General features: G+C 59.2%; 10 protein-coding genes. 4 read left to right on the top strand and 6 right to left on the bottom strand.

All coding sequences use genetic code 11. The features are described from left to right. The first annotated feature begins 137 nt into the window (after nt 1-137). Nucleotides 138-845, top strand: coding sequence for a response regulator transcription factor (locus PM3016_RS12090; RefSeq protein WP_014369667.1), 708 nt, complete (start codon nt 138-140; stop codon nt 843-845). Between the two features lie 296 nt (nt 846-1141). On the opposite strand, the gene PM3016_RS12085 is transcribed toward PM3016_RS12090, so the two are convergent. After that, nucleotides 1142-2101, bottom strand: a complete 960-nt coding sequence (locus PM3016_RS12085; RefSeq protein WP_014369666.1) for an acetylxylan esterase — start codon at nt 2099-2101, stop codon at nt 1142-1144. Between the two features lie 541 nt (nt 2102-2642). Between PM3016_RS12085 and PM3016_RS12080 the strand changes: the two genes are divergently transcribed. From PM3016_RS12080 to PM3016_RS12070, 3 genes are read left to right on the top strand one after another with little or no spacing between them, the layout of a single operon-like run. Then, the gene (locus tag PM3016_RS12080; RefSeq protein WP_013915847.1) at nt 2643-3617 is read left to right on the top strand and encodes a glycoside hydrolase family 113; all 975 of its coding nucleotides are present in this window, start codon (nt 2643-2645) and stop codon (nt 3615-3617) included. A 19-nt stretch (nt 3618-3636) separates the two neighbouring features. Continuing rightward, nucleotides 3637-4848, top strand: coding sequence for an AGE family epimerase/isomerase (locus PM3016_RS12075; RefSeq protein WP_013915846.1), 1212 nt, complete (start codon nt 3637-3639; stop codon nt 4846-4848). Nucleotides 4849-4906: 58 nt separating this feature from the next. Then, nucleotides 4907-6088 carry a glycoside hydrolase family 130 protein gene (locus tag PM3016_RS12070; protein ID WP_014369665.1) on the top strand — a complete coding sequence of 394 codons (1182 nt, stop codon included), beginning with the start codon at nt 4907-4909 and terminating at the stop codon, nt 6086-6088. A gap of 149 nt (nt 6089-6237) precedes the next feature. On the opposite strand, the gene PM3016_RS12065 is transcribed toward PM3016_RS12070, so the two are convergent. From PM3016_RS12065 to PM3016_RS12040, 5 genes are all read right to left on the bottom strand, one after another. Then, complete coding sequence (locus tag PM3016_RS12065) at nt 6238-6834, bottom strand: cupin domain-containing protein (RefSeq protein WP_014369664.1); 597 nt, start codon at nt 6832-6834, stop codon at nt 6238-6240. 863 nt (nt 6835-7697) lie between these two features. Continuing rightward, on the bottom strand, nt 7698-9008 hold the full coding sequence (locus tag PM3016_RS12055) for an ABC transporter substrate-binding protein (RefSeq protein WP_014369663.1): 1311 nt from the start codon (nt 9006-9008) through the stop codon (nt 7698-7700). Between the two features lie 23 nt (nt 9009-9031). Further along, on the bottom strand, nt 9032-10537 hold the full coding sequence (locus PM3016_RS12050) for a response regulator (protein ID WP_014369662.1): 1506 nt from the start codon (nt 10535-10537) through the stop codon (nt 9032-9034). An 8-nt stretch (nt 10538-10545) separates the two neighbouring features. Beyond that, nucleotides 10546-12414 (bottom strand): cache domain-containing sensor histidine kinase, encoded by a 1869-nt coding sequence (locus tag PM3016_RS12045; RefSeq protein ID WP_014369661.1) that lies wholly within the window; start codon nt 12412-12414, stop codon nt 10546-10548. 450 nt (nt 12415-12864) lie between these two features. Next, nucleotides 12865-17154 carry a glycosyl hydrolase gene (locus PM3016_RS12040; protein ID WP_014369660.1) on the bottom strand — a complete coding sequence of 1430 codons (4290 nt, stop codon included), beginning with the start codon at nt 17152-17154 and terminating at the stop codon, nt 12865-12867. Between the last annotated feature and the right edge of the window lie 91 nt (nt 17155-17245).

Here is a 17245-nt window from a genome sequence, read left to right as displayed (position 1 = left end):
AGAAAGGTCAATATTTTCCACCTTTCCGATCAAGCGGAGGAGGTGCGCTCCCCCAAGGGGGCCCATATAATGGAATATAGAAAAAGAAACCGGTTTTTATCACTTCACGCAAACGCTTGCATGAGGAGGTGCACCCCGTGCGGGAGACCATCATTCTGATCGATGATCACCTGGAAGAAGGCAGCCGCCTTGCCCGCTATTTGACCCTTCACGGGTTTGAAGTGATTTGTGACGGCTACCACAGCCCTGCCCTGCCGGATCTGTTCCGACGGCATCAGCCGGCCCTGATCCTGCTCAATCTGGCGGAGCCCAGGCTGGCCGGACTTCAGCTGTGCGCCGAGATCCGAAGGTCGCTCGATACGCCGCTGCTCTTCATCAGCTCGCTGAACGAAGATTCCCTCAAAATCGAAGCGCTGAGAACCGGCGGAGACGATTACCTTACCCGGCCGTTCTCCCTGGAGATTCTGCTCGCCCGCATCCAGGCCCATATCCGGCGGCACCGGCGCGCCTTCCCTGCGAACCGGAAGCACCTTCTGCTCTACCCCGATCTCGAGGTGGATCTGCTGGAACGCCGTGTGACGGCGGGCGGCAGCGAGGTCCGGCTCTCCTCCAAGGAATTCAATCTCCTTGCCCTGCTGGCCAAGCACCCGAATCAGGTCTACGCCATCGAAGCCCTGCATGAGATGCTGTGGGGAGAAAGCCGTATGAGCGAACTCCGCACGGTCATGGTCCATATCTACAATCTGAGGCAAAAGATTGAGAAGGACCCTCGAAAGCCAAGGTACATCCATACGGTAAGGGGAGCCGGTTACAAGTTCGAATGGTTGGAGTCCGGCAGGAGATGAAATCCGAAGATCAGCTTCCGCTTCGTTTGTAAACGCTTATTTTATCGAATGATAAGCACGCGGCAGGATGCTCTGAACCCACGCGCTATAGGTTATAAGCCGCTTCCGTGCACGCGGCACGCAGCCTTCTGGCTGGAAGATCAGCCGGCATCTTCACCATGCAGACGTGCTGCCATGGCAGTACATCTGCGTTACCGGCTCGGTCAAGCCCCCATGTGAATCTCTGCCATCCTGACCCGCTGACAAAGGCCGCCTCCCGCCAAAACGGGAAACGCCCTCTTTGGCATACGGCACGGTTACAGCTTCATAAACTCCTGGAACGCGCGGTCCGCCAGATACGGCAGATTCTCGTGCCCGAACTCATGATACACGAGCAGCTCCTTCTCCGACCGGATCTTGTTGTACGCGGCGAACTGGGTGGAGGGCGGACAGATCTTGTCAGTCAGCGCCGTGACCCACAGCACCCTCGCCTGTATCCGGTCCGCAAGGTTCTGGATATCGATATACCCTAGCCGGCGGAACACCTCCTCTTCTCTCGCATGATGGGGGTCGAAGAAGCGGAAGTAATAGAGCAGCTCTTCGTAAGCGGTCACCGACACATCCGACTGCCACGCCCGCTTGTAATCCGACAGGAACGGATACACCGGTACGGCGATGCGCACACGCGGCTCGAGAGCCGCACACGCCGTCGTGAGCGCCCCGCCCTGGGACAGCCCATACACCCCGACGCGCTGCGGGTCTACCCCATCCATCGCCATCAGAATTCGCACCGTCTGCACCGTATCCAGGAACACGCTGCGGAAGTAGAGCTTGTCCGGATCCGGATCGTCGATCCCCCGGATCAGATGCCCGCGGATCGTCGTCCCCTGTACGCTCAGGTTATCCTGAGACGGCCCGCCCTGCCCCCGGCAGTCCATCGCAAGCACGGTGAAGCCGTGCGCGGCATAGCCGATCTTCTCGAACCAGTCCCCGCTGTCACAGGAATAGCCGTGGAAGTAAGCCAGCCCCGGCCCTTTCCCTTCCGCCCGCTTCGGCCTCGCCAGCTTGCAGTGCACCCTGGCCCCGCCGACGCCGGTGAAGTAGAGATGGAAGCAGTCGGCCAGCGGCGACTTGAAGTCCGCGGGCACCAGCTCGTAATCCAGAGACTGCTCCTCCAGCTCCTTCAATCCCCGCTCCCAGTAAGCATCAAAATCATCAGGCTTCGGGCTGCTTCCCCCATACTGCAGCAGCTCCGTCAGCGGCATATCGGCCGGCATCGCACTCTCTCCTTTTTTGGCATCCTTCATATGTACTGCTGCCGCAGCACCGGAACTTGGCGGTCGGCGCTGAAGCGGTTACACCGACAACCACCGGACCTCCCCTGCCTACCATAGGTGGGAGGCGGCATTCCATTCCTGCCGGAGCTTCCCGGCTGTGAACTTCCCTTTCCCCGGATCGATCTGTCCTGCTGAACACCTGTCTTGCTGCTGACCACCTGCAGACCGCCTGCGGACCGTGAGCCGGATCGTTTTCTTCAAAGGCATTCGATCGGACGGATTCCATACCACGGTATTTGTTTGTTTTGTTATTATGATCACAACTGAGACCATCGTAATACAAGGCCTATATATTCGTCAATGCGAACCTAAACAGCAGTTCCATGAAACCCCAAACCTACCCAAAACCCCGTTACTCTCTTGAAACCAGAAACCTAATCACTCTATCTCTCTCGTTTTTGTTATTTTAGTTATTGTATTGTTATCTAATCCTTGTTATAGTAAACCCATACCCAATTCATCATTCATCCGAGGTGAGCTTATGAATACAAATGTACTGCAGCCCTATGTGGCGGGAATGACCTGGGGGTGGACCGGCATCCGCGGCGAATGGGCCGCGGAGAAGGCCGAGCACTCGCTGACCCAAATGAAAGAGCGGCTGGGGGTCAACTGGGCTACCGTAGCCTTCGCGGCCCTGCAGGCCCATCCGCAGTCCACCGTCATTCCTTTCGAGGACGAGCCGACGGTGACCGACGAGGAAGTCCGCTGGGCGATCCGCCGGTCCAAGGAGCTCGGGCTGAAGGTCTGCCTGAAGCCTGTCGTCAACTGTGCGGACGGCACCTGGCGGGCCCACATCAATTTCTTCGACATGGATGTGCCGTGCGAGCCGAAGTGGTCCGAATGGTTCGCTTCGTATACCCGCTTCATCCTCCACTATGCCCGGATCGCTGAGGAGACCGGCTGCGAGCTGTTCTGCATCGGCTGCGAGATGGTGCAGACCGACCGCCGCGAGCAGGAATGGCGGCAGCTGATCGCCGAGGTGCGGAAGGTGTACAGCGGACCGATCACCTATAACTGTGACAAATACCAGGAAACCCATGTCTCCTGGTGGGATGCCGTGGATATCATCTCCTCGAGCGGCTACTACCCGATCGGCGATTGGGAGAACCAGCTCGACCGCATCGAACCCGTGGTCAAGAAGCACGGCAAGCCGTTCTTCTTCATGGAAGCCGGGGTGCCGAGCCGGGAAGGCTCGCAGCATCTGCCGAACGACTGGGGCCTGCAGGGGGCGCCGAGCGAAGAGGTGCAGGAGCAGTACTACGAAGCGATGTTCGGTGCCTGCGACAAGCGCGACTGGGTCCGCGGCTTCATGCTGTGGGATTGGCCTGCACACCTCTATGAGCGCAGCGCGGCGGCACAGAATGACGATTACTGCATGTACGGCAAGAAAGCCGAAGCCGTTGTGAAGCGGTACTACACACAGAAACAGACGCAGGAAGCGGGTCAAGCACTTTAATCAGGAAAGGTGAACTCTTATGCAGCTCAGCGAACTTCGGACTTCCTGGCTCCCCCAGGTGGAGAAGGAAGTCAAAGATAACATCCTCGCTTTCTGGCTGAAGCAAACGCCGGATGCCGAGAACGGCGGGTTCCTCGGGGAAATCCGCAGCGACCTTACGGTGGTGGACGATGCGGAGAAAGCGCTCGTGCTCAACACGCGCATCCTGTGGACCTTCTCCTCCGCCTACCGGATCTTCAAGGACCCGGCTTATCTGGAAGCGGCCCAACGGGCGTACGCTTACCTGACGACTTACTTCACCGACCGCGAGTACGGCGGACTGTTCTGGTCGGTCGATGCGAAAGGCAAGCCGGCGCAGACCAAGAAGCAGGTGTACGGCCAGGCCTTCGCCATCTACGCTTACGCCGAATATTTCCGCGCGGCGGGTGTTCCCGAAGCGCTGGACCAAGCGGTAGAGCTGTTCCATTTGCTCGAGAAGTACAGCTTCGATCCGGTTCACAAGGGCTATGTGGAAGCCCTCTCGCGTTCCTGGGAGGATACCGATGACTTCAGCCTCAGCGGCAAGGATCTCAACGAGAAAAAATCAATGAACACCCACCTCCATGTCATGGAGGCTTATACGAACCTCTACCGGGTGTATCCGTCCAAGGAGCTCCACGGTCAGCTGAAGGGGCTCATCGAAGTCACTTTGAACCATATCGTTGACGGGCAGAGCGCCCACTTCCTGCTCTTCTTCGACGAAGCGTGGCATTCCAAGAGCGATCACGTGTCCTACGGCCACGACATCGAAGGCAGCTGGCTGCTCGTCGAAGCCGCCGAGGTGCTCGGCGACTCCGACCTGCTCGAGCAGGTCAAGATCACGGCGCTGCGCATGGCGGAAGCGACATACCTTGAAGGCATCGACGAGGACGGCGGCCTGTGGAACGAAGCCGATTCGAAGGGGAATCTGCTCGATCCCGATAAAGACTGGTGGCCGCAGGCCGAGTCTGTCGTCGGCTTCTACAACGCCTACCAGCTGACAGGTGAAGAGAAGTACCTGAACGCCGCTCTTGCGTCCTGGAAGTTCATCGAGGACCATATCGTCGACCGTGAACACGGCGAATGGTACTGGGGCGTCACCCGGGACCGCAAGCCGCTCACGGCGCAGTCCAAGGTCAGCGCCTGGAAATGCCCTTATCATAATGGCAGAGCCTGCTTCGAGATCATCGAGCGTCTTCATCAAGCCCACTAAGGGCGGCTTCATCATCCCTATCCATCCCATTCTTATACCATAACGGAGGAGACCATCCATGAGTTCCCTTTTTGAACAACGCAAACAAGCCCTGGAAGCCGAATACGAGGCGCTGATCAGCCGCAGGAACGAGAAGCTGCCGCTCGGCAACGGTATCTATGACCGCTACCGGTATCCGGTTCTGACCGCCCAGCATGCACCGCTGGTCTGGAAGTACGACTTCAATCCCGAGACGAACCCGTTCTTCATGGAACGTCTCGGCATCAACGCCGCGTTCAACCCGGGCGCGATCGAGCTGAACGGCCGCTTCTACCTCGTGGCTCGCGTAGAAGGCAACGACCGCAAGTCGTTCTTCGCGATTGCCGAGAGTGCGAACGGAACGGACGGCTTCCGCTTCTGGGATCACCCGGTCGTGCTGCCGGAGACGGAAGAACCGGACGTCAACGTCTACGATATGCGTCTCGTGAAGCATGAGGACGGCTGGATCTACGGCCTCTTCTGCACGGAGCGCAAAGACCCGGCTGCGCCTCCGGGAGATCTCTCCAGCGCCGTCGCCCAGTGCGGGATCGTCCGCACGAAGGACCTGCGTTCGTGGGAGCGCCTCGCCGATCTCAAGACGAAGTCCAACCAGCAGCGCAATGTGGTGCTTCACCCCGAATTCGTGGACGGCCAGTACGCGTTCTACACGCGTCCGCAGGACGGCTTCATCGATACGGGTTCCGGCGGCGGGATCGGCTGGGGCTTGTCCGCCTCCATGGAGAATGCCTCCATCGAGAACGAAGTGATCATCGACCACCGCCAGTACCACACGATCAAGGAAGTGAAGAACGGCCAGGGACCGGCTCCGATCAAGACAGCGAAGGGCTGGCTGCACATCGCCCACGGCGTGCGCAACACCGCGGCAGGCCTTCGCTACGTGCTGTACGCCTTCCTGACCGACCTGAACGAGCCGCAGAAGCTCACGCACGCGCCGGGCGGCCACCTGATCGCCCCGGAAGGCGAAGAGCGGGTCGGCGACGTGTCGAACGTGGTCTTCTGCAACGGGGTCATCGCACGCGAGAACGGCGACGTGTTCCTGTACTACGCCTCCTCGGATACCCGCTGCCATGTGGCCACCACAACGGTGGACCAGCTGCTCGATTACGTGCTGAACACGCCGGAGGACCCGCTCCGCTCCTACGCCTGCGTGCAGCAGCGGATCGCACTTATCGATAAGAATCTGCAGCTGACGAGCGTGTAGGCTTCGAATTAACCTAATAACCTTTTGCCCCGCAGGAAGCTCCCTCCACCGAAGAGTGAGCATCCCCTCGGGGCTTTTGGGGCTTCAGCGAACAGCACGGGACAAGCCGCAGCGGCGGCGGTTTCTCCCGTGCAGGCCCCGTGAGAACGTCAGCGGCCTCCCTCGGAAGCCATGGCCGCCGCTTTGGTTGCATGAACCGTACCCGTCGGATGCTGGGGCGGCGCATAGATCGCATACAGCTGAAGCGGTTTGTCCCCCTTATTCGTGACATTGTGCCACTTTCCCGCAGGCACCATGATGGCGTAGTTATCGTAAACACGGGCCTCATAATCCAGCTTTTCTTTGCTGTCCCCCATTTGAACAAGACCTTCCCCTTCTTCAATCCGCAGGAATTGATCCGTATGGGGATGAACTTCCAGCCCGATGTCCTCTCCGACAGGGATCATCATCAAGGTCACCTGCAGATGCTCTCCCGTCCACAAGGCGGTTCGGTAAGCGGCGTTCATCTTCGTAACCATTTCGATATTCACCACAAACGGCCCTGGCCCGTAGTCTTTGATGACTTCTTGACGGAAGGAGCCGGCAGCCGGAGCGTTTTCATTGCTTAAGTGATTTCCCTGCCGCCAGCCATGGGGTACAGTCGGATACGCGGAATAGAACGGATGTCTTAGCATCCACTCGAAGTGATAACGGGATCTGCTGACATAGGCGAAATATGAATCCGGAGGATGAACAACGTAATACATCAGGAGTCATTCCCTTCGCAGGATAGTAACAACACCCCCAGCATATGCCTATATGCAGCAAATGTTCTTTCCTCTTTCCCATCCGAAGACGCTTCATTTCCATGCAAACAAGATAAACGGCTTCGCCTTGATGTAAGGACGATGCGCGTTTATAAGAGATATAGGATGTGCCGCTGCTTTGCCGGGAACGCTGGGTGGCGGCGGGCCGGCTGTTTTTCAACCTTATCTGGCGGGATCCCTATTTCACTTTCGCCGCAGCCCATACGGGGACAGAGGTCCGGGGAGTACACCAGCCGGACGGATGGTCTCAGGTTGAAGCCGCCGCAGGCGGAGCTGATCCGCCATTGGCCTCAGGCGGCCGCGATCCGAGACCTGCAGTTCGTGCCGGAAGGTATGCGGTTCAGCCTCCGCCTCCGGTGACCGATCGTTTCGGCACGGCGCCGGAGCGTTCATTTTAAAAATAGCGGAAGTGAGGTATCTTATTGAGGGTTTTGCCGGCATTTCCCCGAACATAGAGGAACTCAGATGCATTATAGGGTGAAAACGTGTCCGGAAACCGCGCCCATCCCTACAATAGCGCATCGGAGTTCCTTTAATCCTGGTGGGTACCCTCGAAAAGTGGGAATAGCGCACTGTACTTCCGCTAATTTCCATAGACGGCTTGCGCGCCGGCAGAATAATTTTATAAATGCTGTAAGGTCAAGATAAACGGCTTCGCCTTCCTGTAAGGACGATGCGCGTTATAAGAAATATAAGATGACAGGACCGAATGGATCTTGGCGGGATATAAATTCTTATACATTAAAAAAGCCGACGCCCCTCGACGTCAGCTTGCTTCAGGATCTCATTTACACAGGCCCTGCTTACCTTCCGCCGGATCGGGCTTCCAGCACCCGGAGCCGGTTGGCCTTCCAGCTCGCGTTCAGCTTCGCGAAGGCTTCCGGCAGACTCTCTGCGACAGCCGCCCGCTGCAGATATTCTCCCCGGTAGAAGTCGATCTTCGCCTTGTTGCCGATCGCATACCACAGCGGCGAGGACGGCGCATTCTCGAATACGGCAGGCCCGTAAGAGAAGAACTCCTCGAGCTGCGGAAGCTCGGGCCTCCGCTTCTTCTGCGGCGGAATGAAGCCGGAGAGCTCGGCATAGCCCGATTCCTCGATCATGAAGCGGATCCACGCCTTCGCCGCTTCCTTGTTCCTGCTGTTCTTGCTCACGGCATAGAACCAGTCCGTATTCATCAGCGCATGGTAGGTGCCGCTGTTGTCATAAGGAAACGGAATGTACCCGATATCCTGCGGGGCGGTACCCGCCTGCTCCAGCTGCCGGATCATCCAGTTTCCCATGAAGAACATGCCCACGTTCCCTTGGGCGAATTCGCCTTTGGATGCCTCCCACCGGTTGCTCTGCAGGTCCGCTTCCACATACCCCCTGCCCATCAGCGTCCGCAGAATGGTAAGCGACCGTCCGAACTCATTGTCCGTGCGGAACGGCTCGTCGGTTGTGATCATCGAGTCCAGGTAGCTGCCCCGGCCGCTCATCATCGTGACGAGCACCTCTCCCCACTGCTTCATCGGCCACTGCGCCCCGTAATTGATGTAGAACGGCGTAATGCCGGCCCGCTTGAGCTTCTCGCAGGCGGCATACAATTCTTCGAGCGTCCGCGGCGGCGCCGTGATCCCGGCCCGGGCGAACGCTTTTTTATTGTAGATGATGCCTTCGGTGGATACGCCGGAGACGATGCCGTACACGTTGCCGAGATAAGACTTGTAGTACTTGAAATACAGCTCCCCGAGCCCCTCCGCCGTATCATTCAGGTTCTCAAAAAAGTCACCCAGGTTCACCTGCGCGATATTGCCCGGAATGAGCAGCACGTCACCGGCATCCCCGGTCGTCAGACGGACCCGGATATCTCTCTCGTAATTGACAATGGGCTCGAAGACCACCTCTTGCACCTCCGGATACCGCTTCTGGAACGCATCGGCATACCGGTCGAAGGTCCCGTCTTCCACAAGGTCTACCCGGTGGGTCGACACCGTCAGGCGGCCGGACACCTTGGCCTCCGCTCCGCTGCCGGCCTCAGCTTCCTGCTTGTCCGGCGGATGCTGTGCTCCGCCTGCTGTCGTACACGCGGAGAGCAGCAGCAGTATCGTCACGAACAGAATTGCTTTACGCATGGGGTTCAACCGCCTCCTTCCTGTCATCTCACGGTATCCCTGTACTCCTTTGGCGTGAATCCCACGGTCTTCTTGAAGATTTTGTTAAAATAAGCCGGATCCGGATACCCGACCCGCTCCCCGATCTCATACGTCTTGAGCTCGGCATGCTCCTTCAGCAGCTCCTTCGCCTTCTGAATCCGGATGCCGATGAGGAACTCGGTCAGCGTCTGTCCCGTCTCGGTCTTGAACAGCTTGCTGAGGTAATTCGGGGTCAGGAAGACCTGCGCCGCCAGGGAAGGCAGATCGATATCCCTCTGGTAGTCATCCATCAGAATCCTCTTGACCTGCCCGATCACCCGGTTCCCCTGCCCGCTGCGCCGCTCCCCGCTCCATTCGAGCAGGTCGGACATCATCCGCAGCCACTGCGAGCCGATCTGATCGAAGCGCATGGACTCGTAGACGAGCTTCTCGAGCTGGAGCGAGCCGCCGTAATGCTGCTCAGTCCCCTCGATGAACTCGGGAATCTCCTGCCTCAGCAGGAAGACCGTCCCCTCCAGCACTTCGTGCAGCTGCTTCTTCTCCGGCTTGAGCTCGGCCAGATGGTGCAGGAACCGCTGCAGCACCTCCCGGATCGCCGGGACGTCCAGCACCCCGAGGTGCGGCTTCAGTTCCTTCTCCGCCTTGGCGAACAGCCCGTGCACCGAGACGTCAGGAATTTCCTCCACGGAGGCGGTCAAGACGCGTCCGCTCCCGTACATCGCATAGTGGCTAGCCCGCAGCGCTTCCTTGTAAGCCTCGCTCCACCGCTGCGGCTCCCGGACCGCCGGACCCTGTCCAATGGACAAGCAGCCCTTCTGTCCGGCCGCGCAGGACATCGCCAGCAGCCGGCCGAGATCGGCCGTACCCTGCGGGTGCAGGAGCGGATCGGCCCCGAACAGGAGGCAGGCGATATGTCCGGACATCGGCACCGTCTCCAGGAAGGCCGTCCCGCTCACGCCCGCGGCCCACCTGCAGAGGGCCTCCATCTCGACCGGCTCTTCCCCGCGGATCACGAGGCAGGCTATATCCCCCTTACCGGCCAGATCCGCTGCTTCGTCCGTATGTCCCGGCTCCCGGCCCTGGAGCTTCTCCCGGAGCCAGGACTCCCGCCTCGCCTGCCCCTCGCTCCTCCGCTTCTCCGTCTCCCCGAGCAGGCGTCCGAGCAGGGCGAAGAGTTCCTGCTTGTTGACCGGCTTCAGCAGGTACTCCAGCACCCGGAACTGCAGGGCCCGCCTCGCATACTCGAACTCGCTGTAGCCGCTCAAGATGACGCATTGAACCTCCGGCCTCAGGCTCCGCAGCCTCTCGATCAGCTCGAGGCCGTCCATCCCCGGCATCTGGATATCGGTAATGATCACATCGGCCTCTTTGCCGGGCAGGTCCTCCAGAAGCTCCACGGCGCTTGCATAGGAACCGACGACCCTGTACGCCCCGCTTTCCTTCGTAATGATCTTCTCCAGCCCGAGCCGGATGCGTTCCTCATCATCCGCAATCATGATTCGCAGCATGGCCTTCCTCACTCCTGTTCCCAAGTCCGGTGCAGTCTGACATGCACTTCAGTCCCTTCGCCTTCCGTACTGTAGACCTCCAGCCCGTACGCTTCGCCGTAATACAGCTTCAGCCTTTCATTGACATTGCGCAGCCCGATGCCCCGTTTATCCCGCCGGTCGCCTTCCGCCTGGGGCAGAGACAGGGACCGGCGCAGCTTCTCGAGCGTCTCCCCGCTCATGCCCACCCCGTTGTCCTTGATGACCATCACCGCATCCTCCCCGCTCAGGGCCAGGGAGACGGACACCACCATCGTCTGTGACGGATTCATCCCGTGCAGGATCGCGTTCTCCACAATCGGCTGAACGGTCAGCTTCAGCATCCGCAGGGATTCGTACCTCCCGTAGGGCTCAATCTCCAGCCGGAAGCGCCCCGGATACCGGAATTCCTGAAGCTTCATATAATTGCGCAGATGCTCCAGCTCGTCTTCCACCTGCACGAACTCCTTCTTGTCCGTAATGCTGTAGCGCAGAAGCTTCCCGAGAATCTCCGTCATGTCGGCCACCTCGTCATCATCGTTGAATTCGGCCGTCATGCGGATGGACTCCAGGGTATTGTAGATAAAATGCGGATTGATCTGCGACTGCAGCGCGTGCAGCTCAGCCTCCTTCTTGCGCTCCCCGATCCGGGTATTCTCCTCGATGAGCTGACGAATCCGCTCGATCATCCGGTTGAACTGGTTGCCGAGCCGGCCGGCCTCATCCTGCGTCGTTACCGGGAAGCTGACCTCGAGGTTGCCCTGCTGGACGCTCTTCATGAGGAGGAGCAGCTTGCGCAGCGACCTCGTGAGGGCGAAGGACAAGAAGATGGACAGCACCAAGGCCAGGGAGATCGTCAGCAGGGTAGCGAACAGGGTGAACTCGCGGGTCCGCTGCACCCCCTGGGTCAGCTCGTCCAGCGGGACGGTAATGACCACGCGCCATCCGGAGCGTTCCGATACGGAATAGACGACCAGCGACTCCCGGCCGTCCACGTCTTCGATGAAGCTTCCCTGGGGCTCCCGGCCGCGCTGCAGCCAATGGCCCGCCTCCACCTTCCGTGTCATGAACGTGCGGTCGCTGTCGTAGATCACGATGTCTTCCTTATTGATAATAAAAGTCTTCCCATGGGTCACCTCATCCATATCCTTGACGAAGCGCTCGAAGGAATCCATATTGGCATCCACGACGATCAGTCCGATAGGCTCATAGGCGTTATTGAACACCTCGCGGACCACCGAGAACAAATAGTTGCGCCGGTTCGTATTGTTCACGACCTCTTCGGTAGGAATGAGGGCCGGAAGCCCTTTGTCCCGCCCCACCGCCTGCTTCCACACCGCATACCGCTTGTCGATGTCCTGGCGGACCCCGCTTTTGTACCGGTAATAGGCATTCCCGTACTGGTCGAACAGATAGACGGAGGTCGTATCCTCCTTGATATTGTTCAGGAAGTTGATGCTCGATTCGATCCGCTGGCGGATCTCCACGGAAGACAGGGTCAGGGACTGTGAGGCCGACGGCGCCCCGGTCTGCCCGCTCTCCAGGCTCTCGTAATACCGGTTGGAGAGCTCCAGATTCTCCTTGATCTCGTCCACATAAGCCGGGATGGTCGAGAGCTTCTCCATGTCCTGAATGTACTCGTCAAGCCGGTTGGCGGTTTCCTTGGACACCTCCTGCACATAAGCCGACGTATTGTCCTGGACCGAGCTCACGTAATTCTGATCCGAATAATAACTGAGCAGCGAAATGGGAATAATCAGCAGGCATACGAATATGATAATCAGCTTCCATTCCATGCGAAGCTGTGTCAGCTGAACCAGGCGCCCCCGCAGAGGCCATAAATGTAATCGTTTCAGCATCCCCGCTCTCCTCACCCTCAACTTCTGCCAAGATGCACTTCTGCCAAGCTCGTGTTCTTATTGTAGCACAGGGTTCTTCTCCTGCAGGTTGGTAATGAAAAACAGCCCGAAGAATGACTCTCTCTTCCAGGCTGCTGATGGTCTGTCTGTTGGGACGAAGCCGCCCCAAAGCCGGGATTTCCCTGTCTGTTATCGCTTACATCCCTATTGTATAAGCCTGGGCTGAAAAATGCATTGTACTCTGTTATCAAAAGTTGTCCTAGATTACTCCGTCAGGTAAGGAGCGCTGCTGTCACGTCATGGATTCTAAAATGGCAGCCTGCAGTTACGCAGAAACAGCCCGAAAGATGAACTCCTTCTCTCGGGCTGTCCGCACGGGTTACTCTGAAGCGTTAACCTCTGGTGCGTTTGCTCTGATACGTTTACTCTGAAGCGCTTTTGCTGATGCGTTTACTCCGGTGCGTTCAACCGGACTTCGTCCACGTACACGACCGACGGTCCGCTGCCGCCGACCGGTTCGATCTTAACCCCGATCGACTGCACGAGATCCGGATTCGAGAGGGAAGCGACGGGAATCGAAACCGTCACGAACCCGCTCGAATCCACGGGGGACGCCCCGCTGTCGTGCCAGACCCAGTCGGACCCCGTCTTCACATACAGCCGCGCATTCGCCTGGCCGGCAGACAGCTTCACCCGCACACTGATGGAATCCACGGCGGACAGGTCGAGGGCTTCCACCTTAGCCAGCTCGAAGCCGGCACCCCCCGCAAGGGAGAAGGAGGAGCTCAGCGCGGAGCTTCCGGAGGCTGCGGCATCCGCCGTTACGGCAGGGGCCGTCGCGGAAGCCTGATTCTGCTCCAGAATCCAGCCTTCGGTATCCGTCTCGAAGTCGTAGAGAATGCCGGGCTGTGCCGCCGAGCTGCCCGGGCCCGATCCTCCGTTCGGAACGCTCGGCGCATCCGGGTTCAGCACCGCACGGATGTCGTCGAAGTACATCGCTGACTCCAGCTTCGCACCGTTCACAGCGTTGGTATAAATCGAGAACTCCTGGACATTCTTCAGCTTGGTCTTCGTCAGCTGCCCCGTGCCCCCGTGGACCGGAACAAAGGCTGCGAACGGAATTTCCTCCAGGTGAGGTATGGACTGATCCGTTGCCGGATAGTATTCAAAGTAGGTGCCATCCACCTTCAGCTGAATGACGAGCTTCTGGTTCTGCCCGTCCGGCGTAAGCCAGAACTGCAGCTGGTTGGCTCCCGACCAGTCCCGGCTGCCCAGCAGCCTGTTCACTCCCGCATAGCCTGCGCTGCCTAACTTGTACTGATATTTCATAGCATACAGACCTTGACGGGCCTGTCCGGGTGCCAGAGATATGGAAGCTCCGTCTCCGCTGGCGGAGACAAAGGCGGTCTGGAGTCCCGCATCCAGTCCCTGGTAGCCTTCAAAATCGTCGACCACGGAAGGATTCTGCGGAGCTTCGTGATAGACACTGTACAATTCCACATTATCCAGATACATGGGTCCGCTGTACTCGAGCCCGCTGCCTGCGATCGAGAGGGCCAGACCCGACGCCGCTGCGGACAGCTCCGGACTTGTCAGATCGATGGAGGCCGGATAAACCGCGTACACGGCATCCCCAACGGTAACGGTCTCCAGCTCGGACAGCTTCCTTGCCGTCGTGTTCATGCCGTACTTCGTGTCCCAATCCGGCGGCAGCATGGCTACGGCCTGCAGCGAAGCATCCGCGCTCTTCTGTCCTGCCTCGACAGGAATCAAGAACTGCAGCTTCACCCTCTTCACATCCGCGAGATTCACATCTCCGGCAGCCGAAGTCAGCTCGAGCTTGAGCTCCTGCCAGGTGTCCGTGTATACGGTATCCGTTACGTTCAGCTGCAGCCTGCCGCTGCCGGCGAAGTCCGCATGTCCGATCGATGTCACGGAAGCCTGATACCCGCCGTTCGATTGGAAGCCCTCAATGCCGTCATTGAAGGTATAGGCGTGCATCAGCATCTCTTCCACTTTGACAAAAATCAGATTCGTTTCTTCGTGGGTTACGGCACCATCCTTATACACCTTCACGGTGTACTCGGCGGTCTTCCCGTTGAAGCCGGGGTCCAGCTTCCAATCCGCCGAATAATACCCTTCCGCGTCCAGCGTCATGGGGATTTCGTCCGGGGATCCGCCTGGGGTAAAGACTACCCGGTCCGGGTTCGTGTGCAGCACCTTCGCCCGCACCTTCGTCACCGGAGTAGTGACCGTCCCCTGCTCGACAGGCGTAACGGCGTGCATAACAGGCGCCTCTTCCGCCGGCGTGACCTTCCTGCCCGTGACCTCGCCCACTTCCCCGAGGAAGCTGGAGTAAGGGTCATTGTAGAACGCCTTGAAATCCAGCAGCAGTTCGTGGTCGCCAAGCTCCGGATGGCCGCTGTACGGGACGAACAGGTTGCTGTTCAGTCCGAAGTTGGCCCACGTCTGCATGTAGGCCATCCGCTTCGCGGCCGGGTCGCTCTGGATCGCTCCGAGTACCTTGCTGAACCAGGCCAGATCTCCGTTGCCGGTCGTCTTCATGCCTTGAGGACTGTAGCCGTATTCCGTCAGCGCCGCGATCTTGCCTTTGCTGTCGGCCACCTCCGAGATCATCCGAAGATCGTCCACCAGCGCGTTCAGGAACGCTTCCGTGCCCGGAGCGGCCTGGTTATCGTACTGGTCCATCCCCAGGATGTCCACGTAGGCATCCCCGGGGTAGGTTGTCAGGTACTTGGCGGAGTCGCCGCCGAAAGGGCCGTTAGGCGACCAGGCGTAGAGCAGGTTATGCACCCCTTTGGTATCCCGCAGATATTCGACGGTATACCGGTAGAGCTCGATGTACTGCTCCGTCGGCGTCGTCTTGGCGCCCCACCAGAACCAGCCGCCGTTCTGTTCATGGAACACCCGGAAGATCAGCGGGATCGGCGTGCCTTCATCGTCCTTGAGCTTCAGCGCAAAGTCGGCGATGAGATCAAGGTAGGCCGTGAACGCCGCATTGGCCTTGCCGCCGGGCAGCACGTTCTCCGCCACGTTCCCCGTCGTATCGTTGTATTTGCCCCCGGTCACGAAGTTCGAGGGGTGCATGCTCAGCGCAAGCAGTCCGCCCAGCTCGTGGGCCTGTTTCATCTTGACCAGCAGCCGGTCACGGCTTTGAGCCGTATCGCCCGGCACCCCAGGCTTTTCATCGCCCTGCAGGCTCAGCGTATCCCAGCCGAAGATCGCCGGATAGTCGCCGACCGCCTGCCGCACATCCGAGCCGGTGCCCATGGGATCCTGGATGGAGAAACCTTCGTCTGTCGCATGCTGGTGGCCGAACAGGATCTCCTGTCCCCGCACCTCCTGCAGATAAGCGAACAGGGAGCGGGTCGCTTCCGTTGCCTGGGCATCCACCAGGTCAGCCGTAAGGCTGCCGGAGTCGTCACCGCCGTTGTCGCCACCGCTGCCGTTGTCGCCACCGCTGCCGTTGTCGCCGCCGCCACTGTTACCGCTGCCGCTGCCGCGGCTGTCGTTGTTACCGCCAGTGCTGCCACCGGCAGGAGTTTGTGCCCCGGCAGGTGTGATTGAGCCGCCGGTCAGCTTATAGCTCCCTTTGGCCGTCTCTTTCCCGTTGATGCTCACCCGGTCCGCCTCGATTTTCAGCTCCGCGACGTTACCGCTGACGCTGAGACTGGTTCCCGCCGCATCCGGCGCGATCCGGAGCACGCCGATCCCGGCACCTTCCGCCACCTTCACCAAGGCGCTCCGGTTCACATCGGCTTTCTCCACCCGGGCGCCCTTCTCGAGCTCCAGCACGGTATCGCTGTCCAATTCGATGTGTCCGACTACCGCCGTTCCGGAGACCACCGTGCGGACCCGGCCCTCCTGCCGGTTCACCCTCACTTCGCCGAGCGTGGAATCCTTAAGGTTTACGGAATGTTCGCCGCCTCCGGAGATGAACGTCGTTCCCTTGACCTGGACGTTCTCCAGAACTGCATCGCCGTCTGCCACCCCGGCCGCTATGTACAGATTCCCGGCCACCTCCGCGTCCTTGAGAACCGAGTTCTTCTTGTTCAAGATGACATGGCCGTCCATCGCCGTGCCTGTCCCGCCGGGATTATAGCCCGCGACCAGGCGGTCGAGCAAAGCGAGGACTTCGGCCCGCGTGATGCTGTCCTTGGGATGAAAGCCTCCATCCTCGTAACCGTTTACAATTCCGGCAAATGCCTGTACCGCTTCTTTGGCATACGCATCCGTCTCATCCGCATCCGTGAATCCGCTTTCCTGAACAACGCCCGCAGCCTTCAGCTCGAACACTCTGGCCAGGAAAACAACGGCGTCCTGCCTCGAGATCTCCGTCTCCGCCTTCGATAATCCGCCGGGAAAGCCTTGGTAGTAGCCGGCCTGCTTCGCGGCTGAGAGCTCAGCGGCATACCACGCGTCCTTAGCGATATCCGTGAACGGCCGTTCCGCCGGTGCATAGTAACCGAACAGCTCATTGACGATCTTCGCGAATTCAGCCCGGGTAATGCGCTTGTCCGGTCCGAACGTCCCATCCTCATAACCTTGTATAACGCCGTGATCCAGCCATTTGCTAACGCTTTCTTTGGCCCAGTGACCCGCGGCATCCGCCGGAATACCATTGACGGCCGCTGCAGCGTACCCCGCCGCCGGTGATCCGGCCGAGAATACAAGGGATGCCGCCATACACGCCTTAAGCCATGCTTGATGCTTCTTCATCGGAGTTCTCCTCTTCTCTATAAGCCCGCCCGGATGGCAGCAAGCGCCATCCGGGGGACCTGAATCAGCTTTGATGTTATGTCGAATGATT

This window comes from Paenibacillus mucilaginosus 3016, assembly GCF_000250655.1.
GTDB lineage: Bacteria > Bacillota > Bacilli > Paenibacillales > NBRC-103111 > Paenibacillus_G > Paenibacillus_G mucilaginosus.
This window is presented reverse-complemented; position numbering and strand designations above follow the sequence as displayed.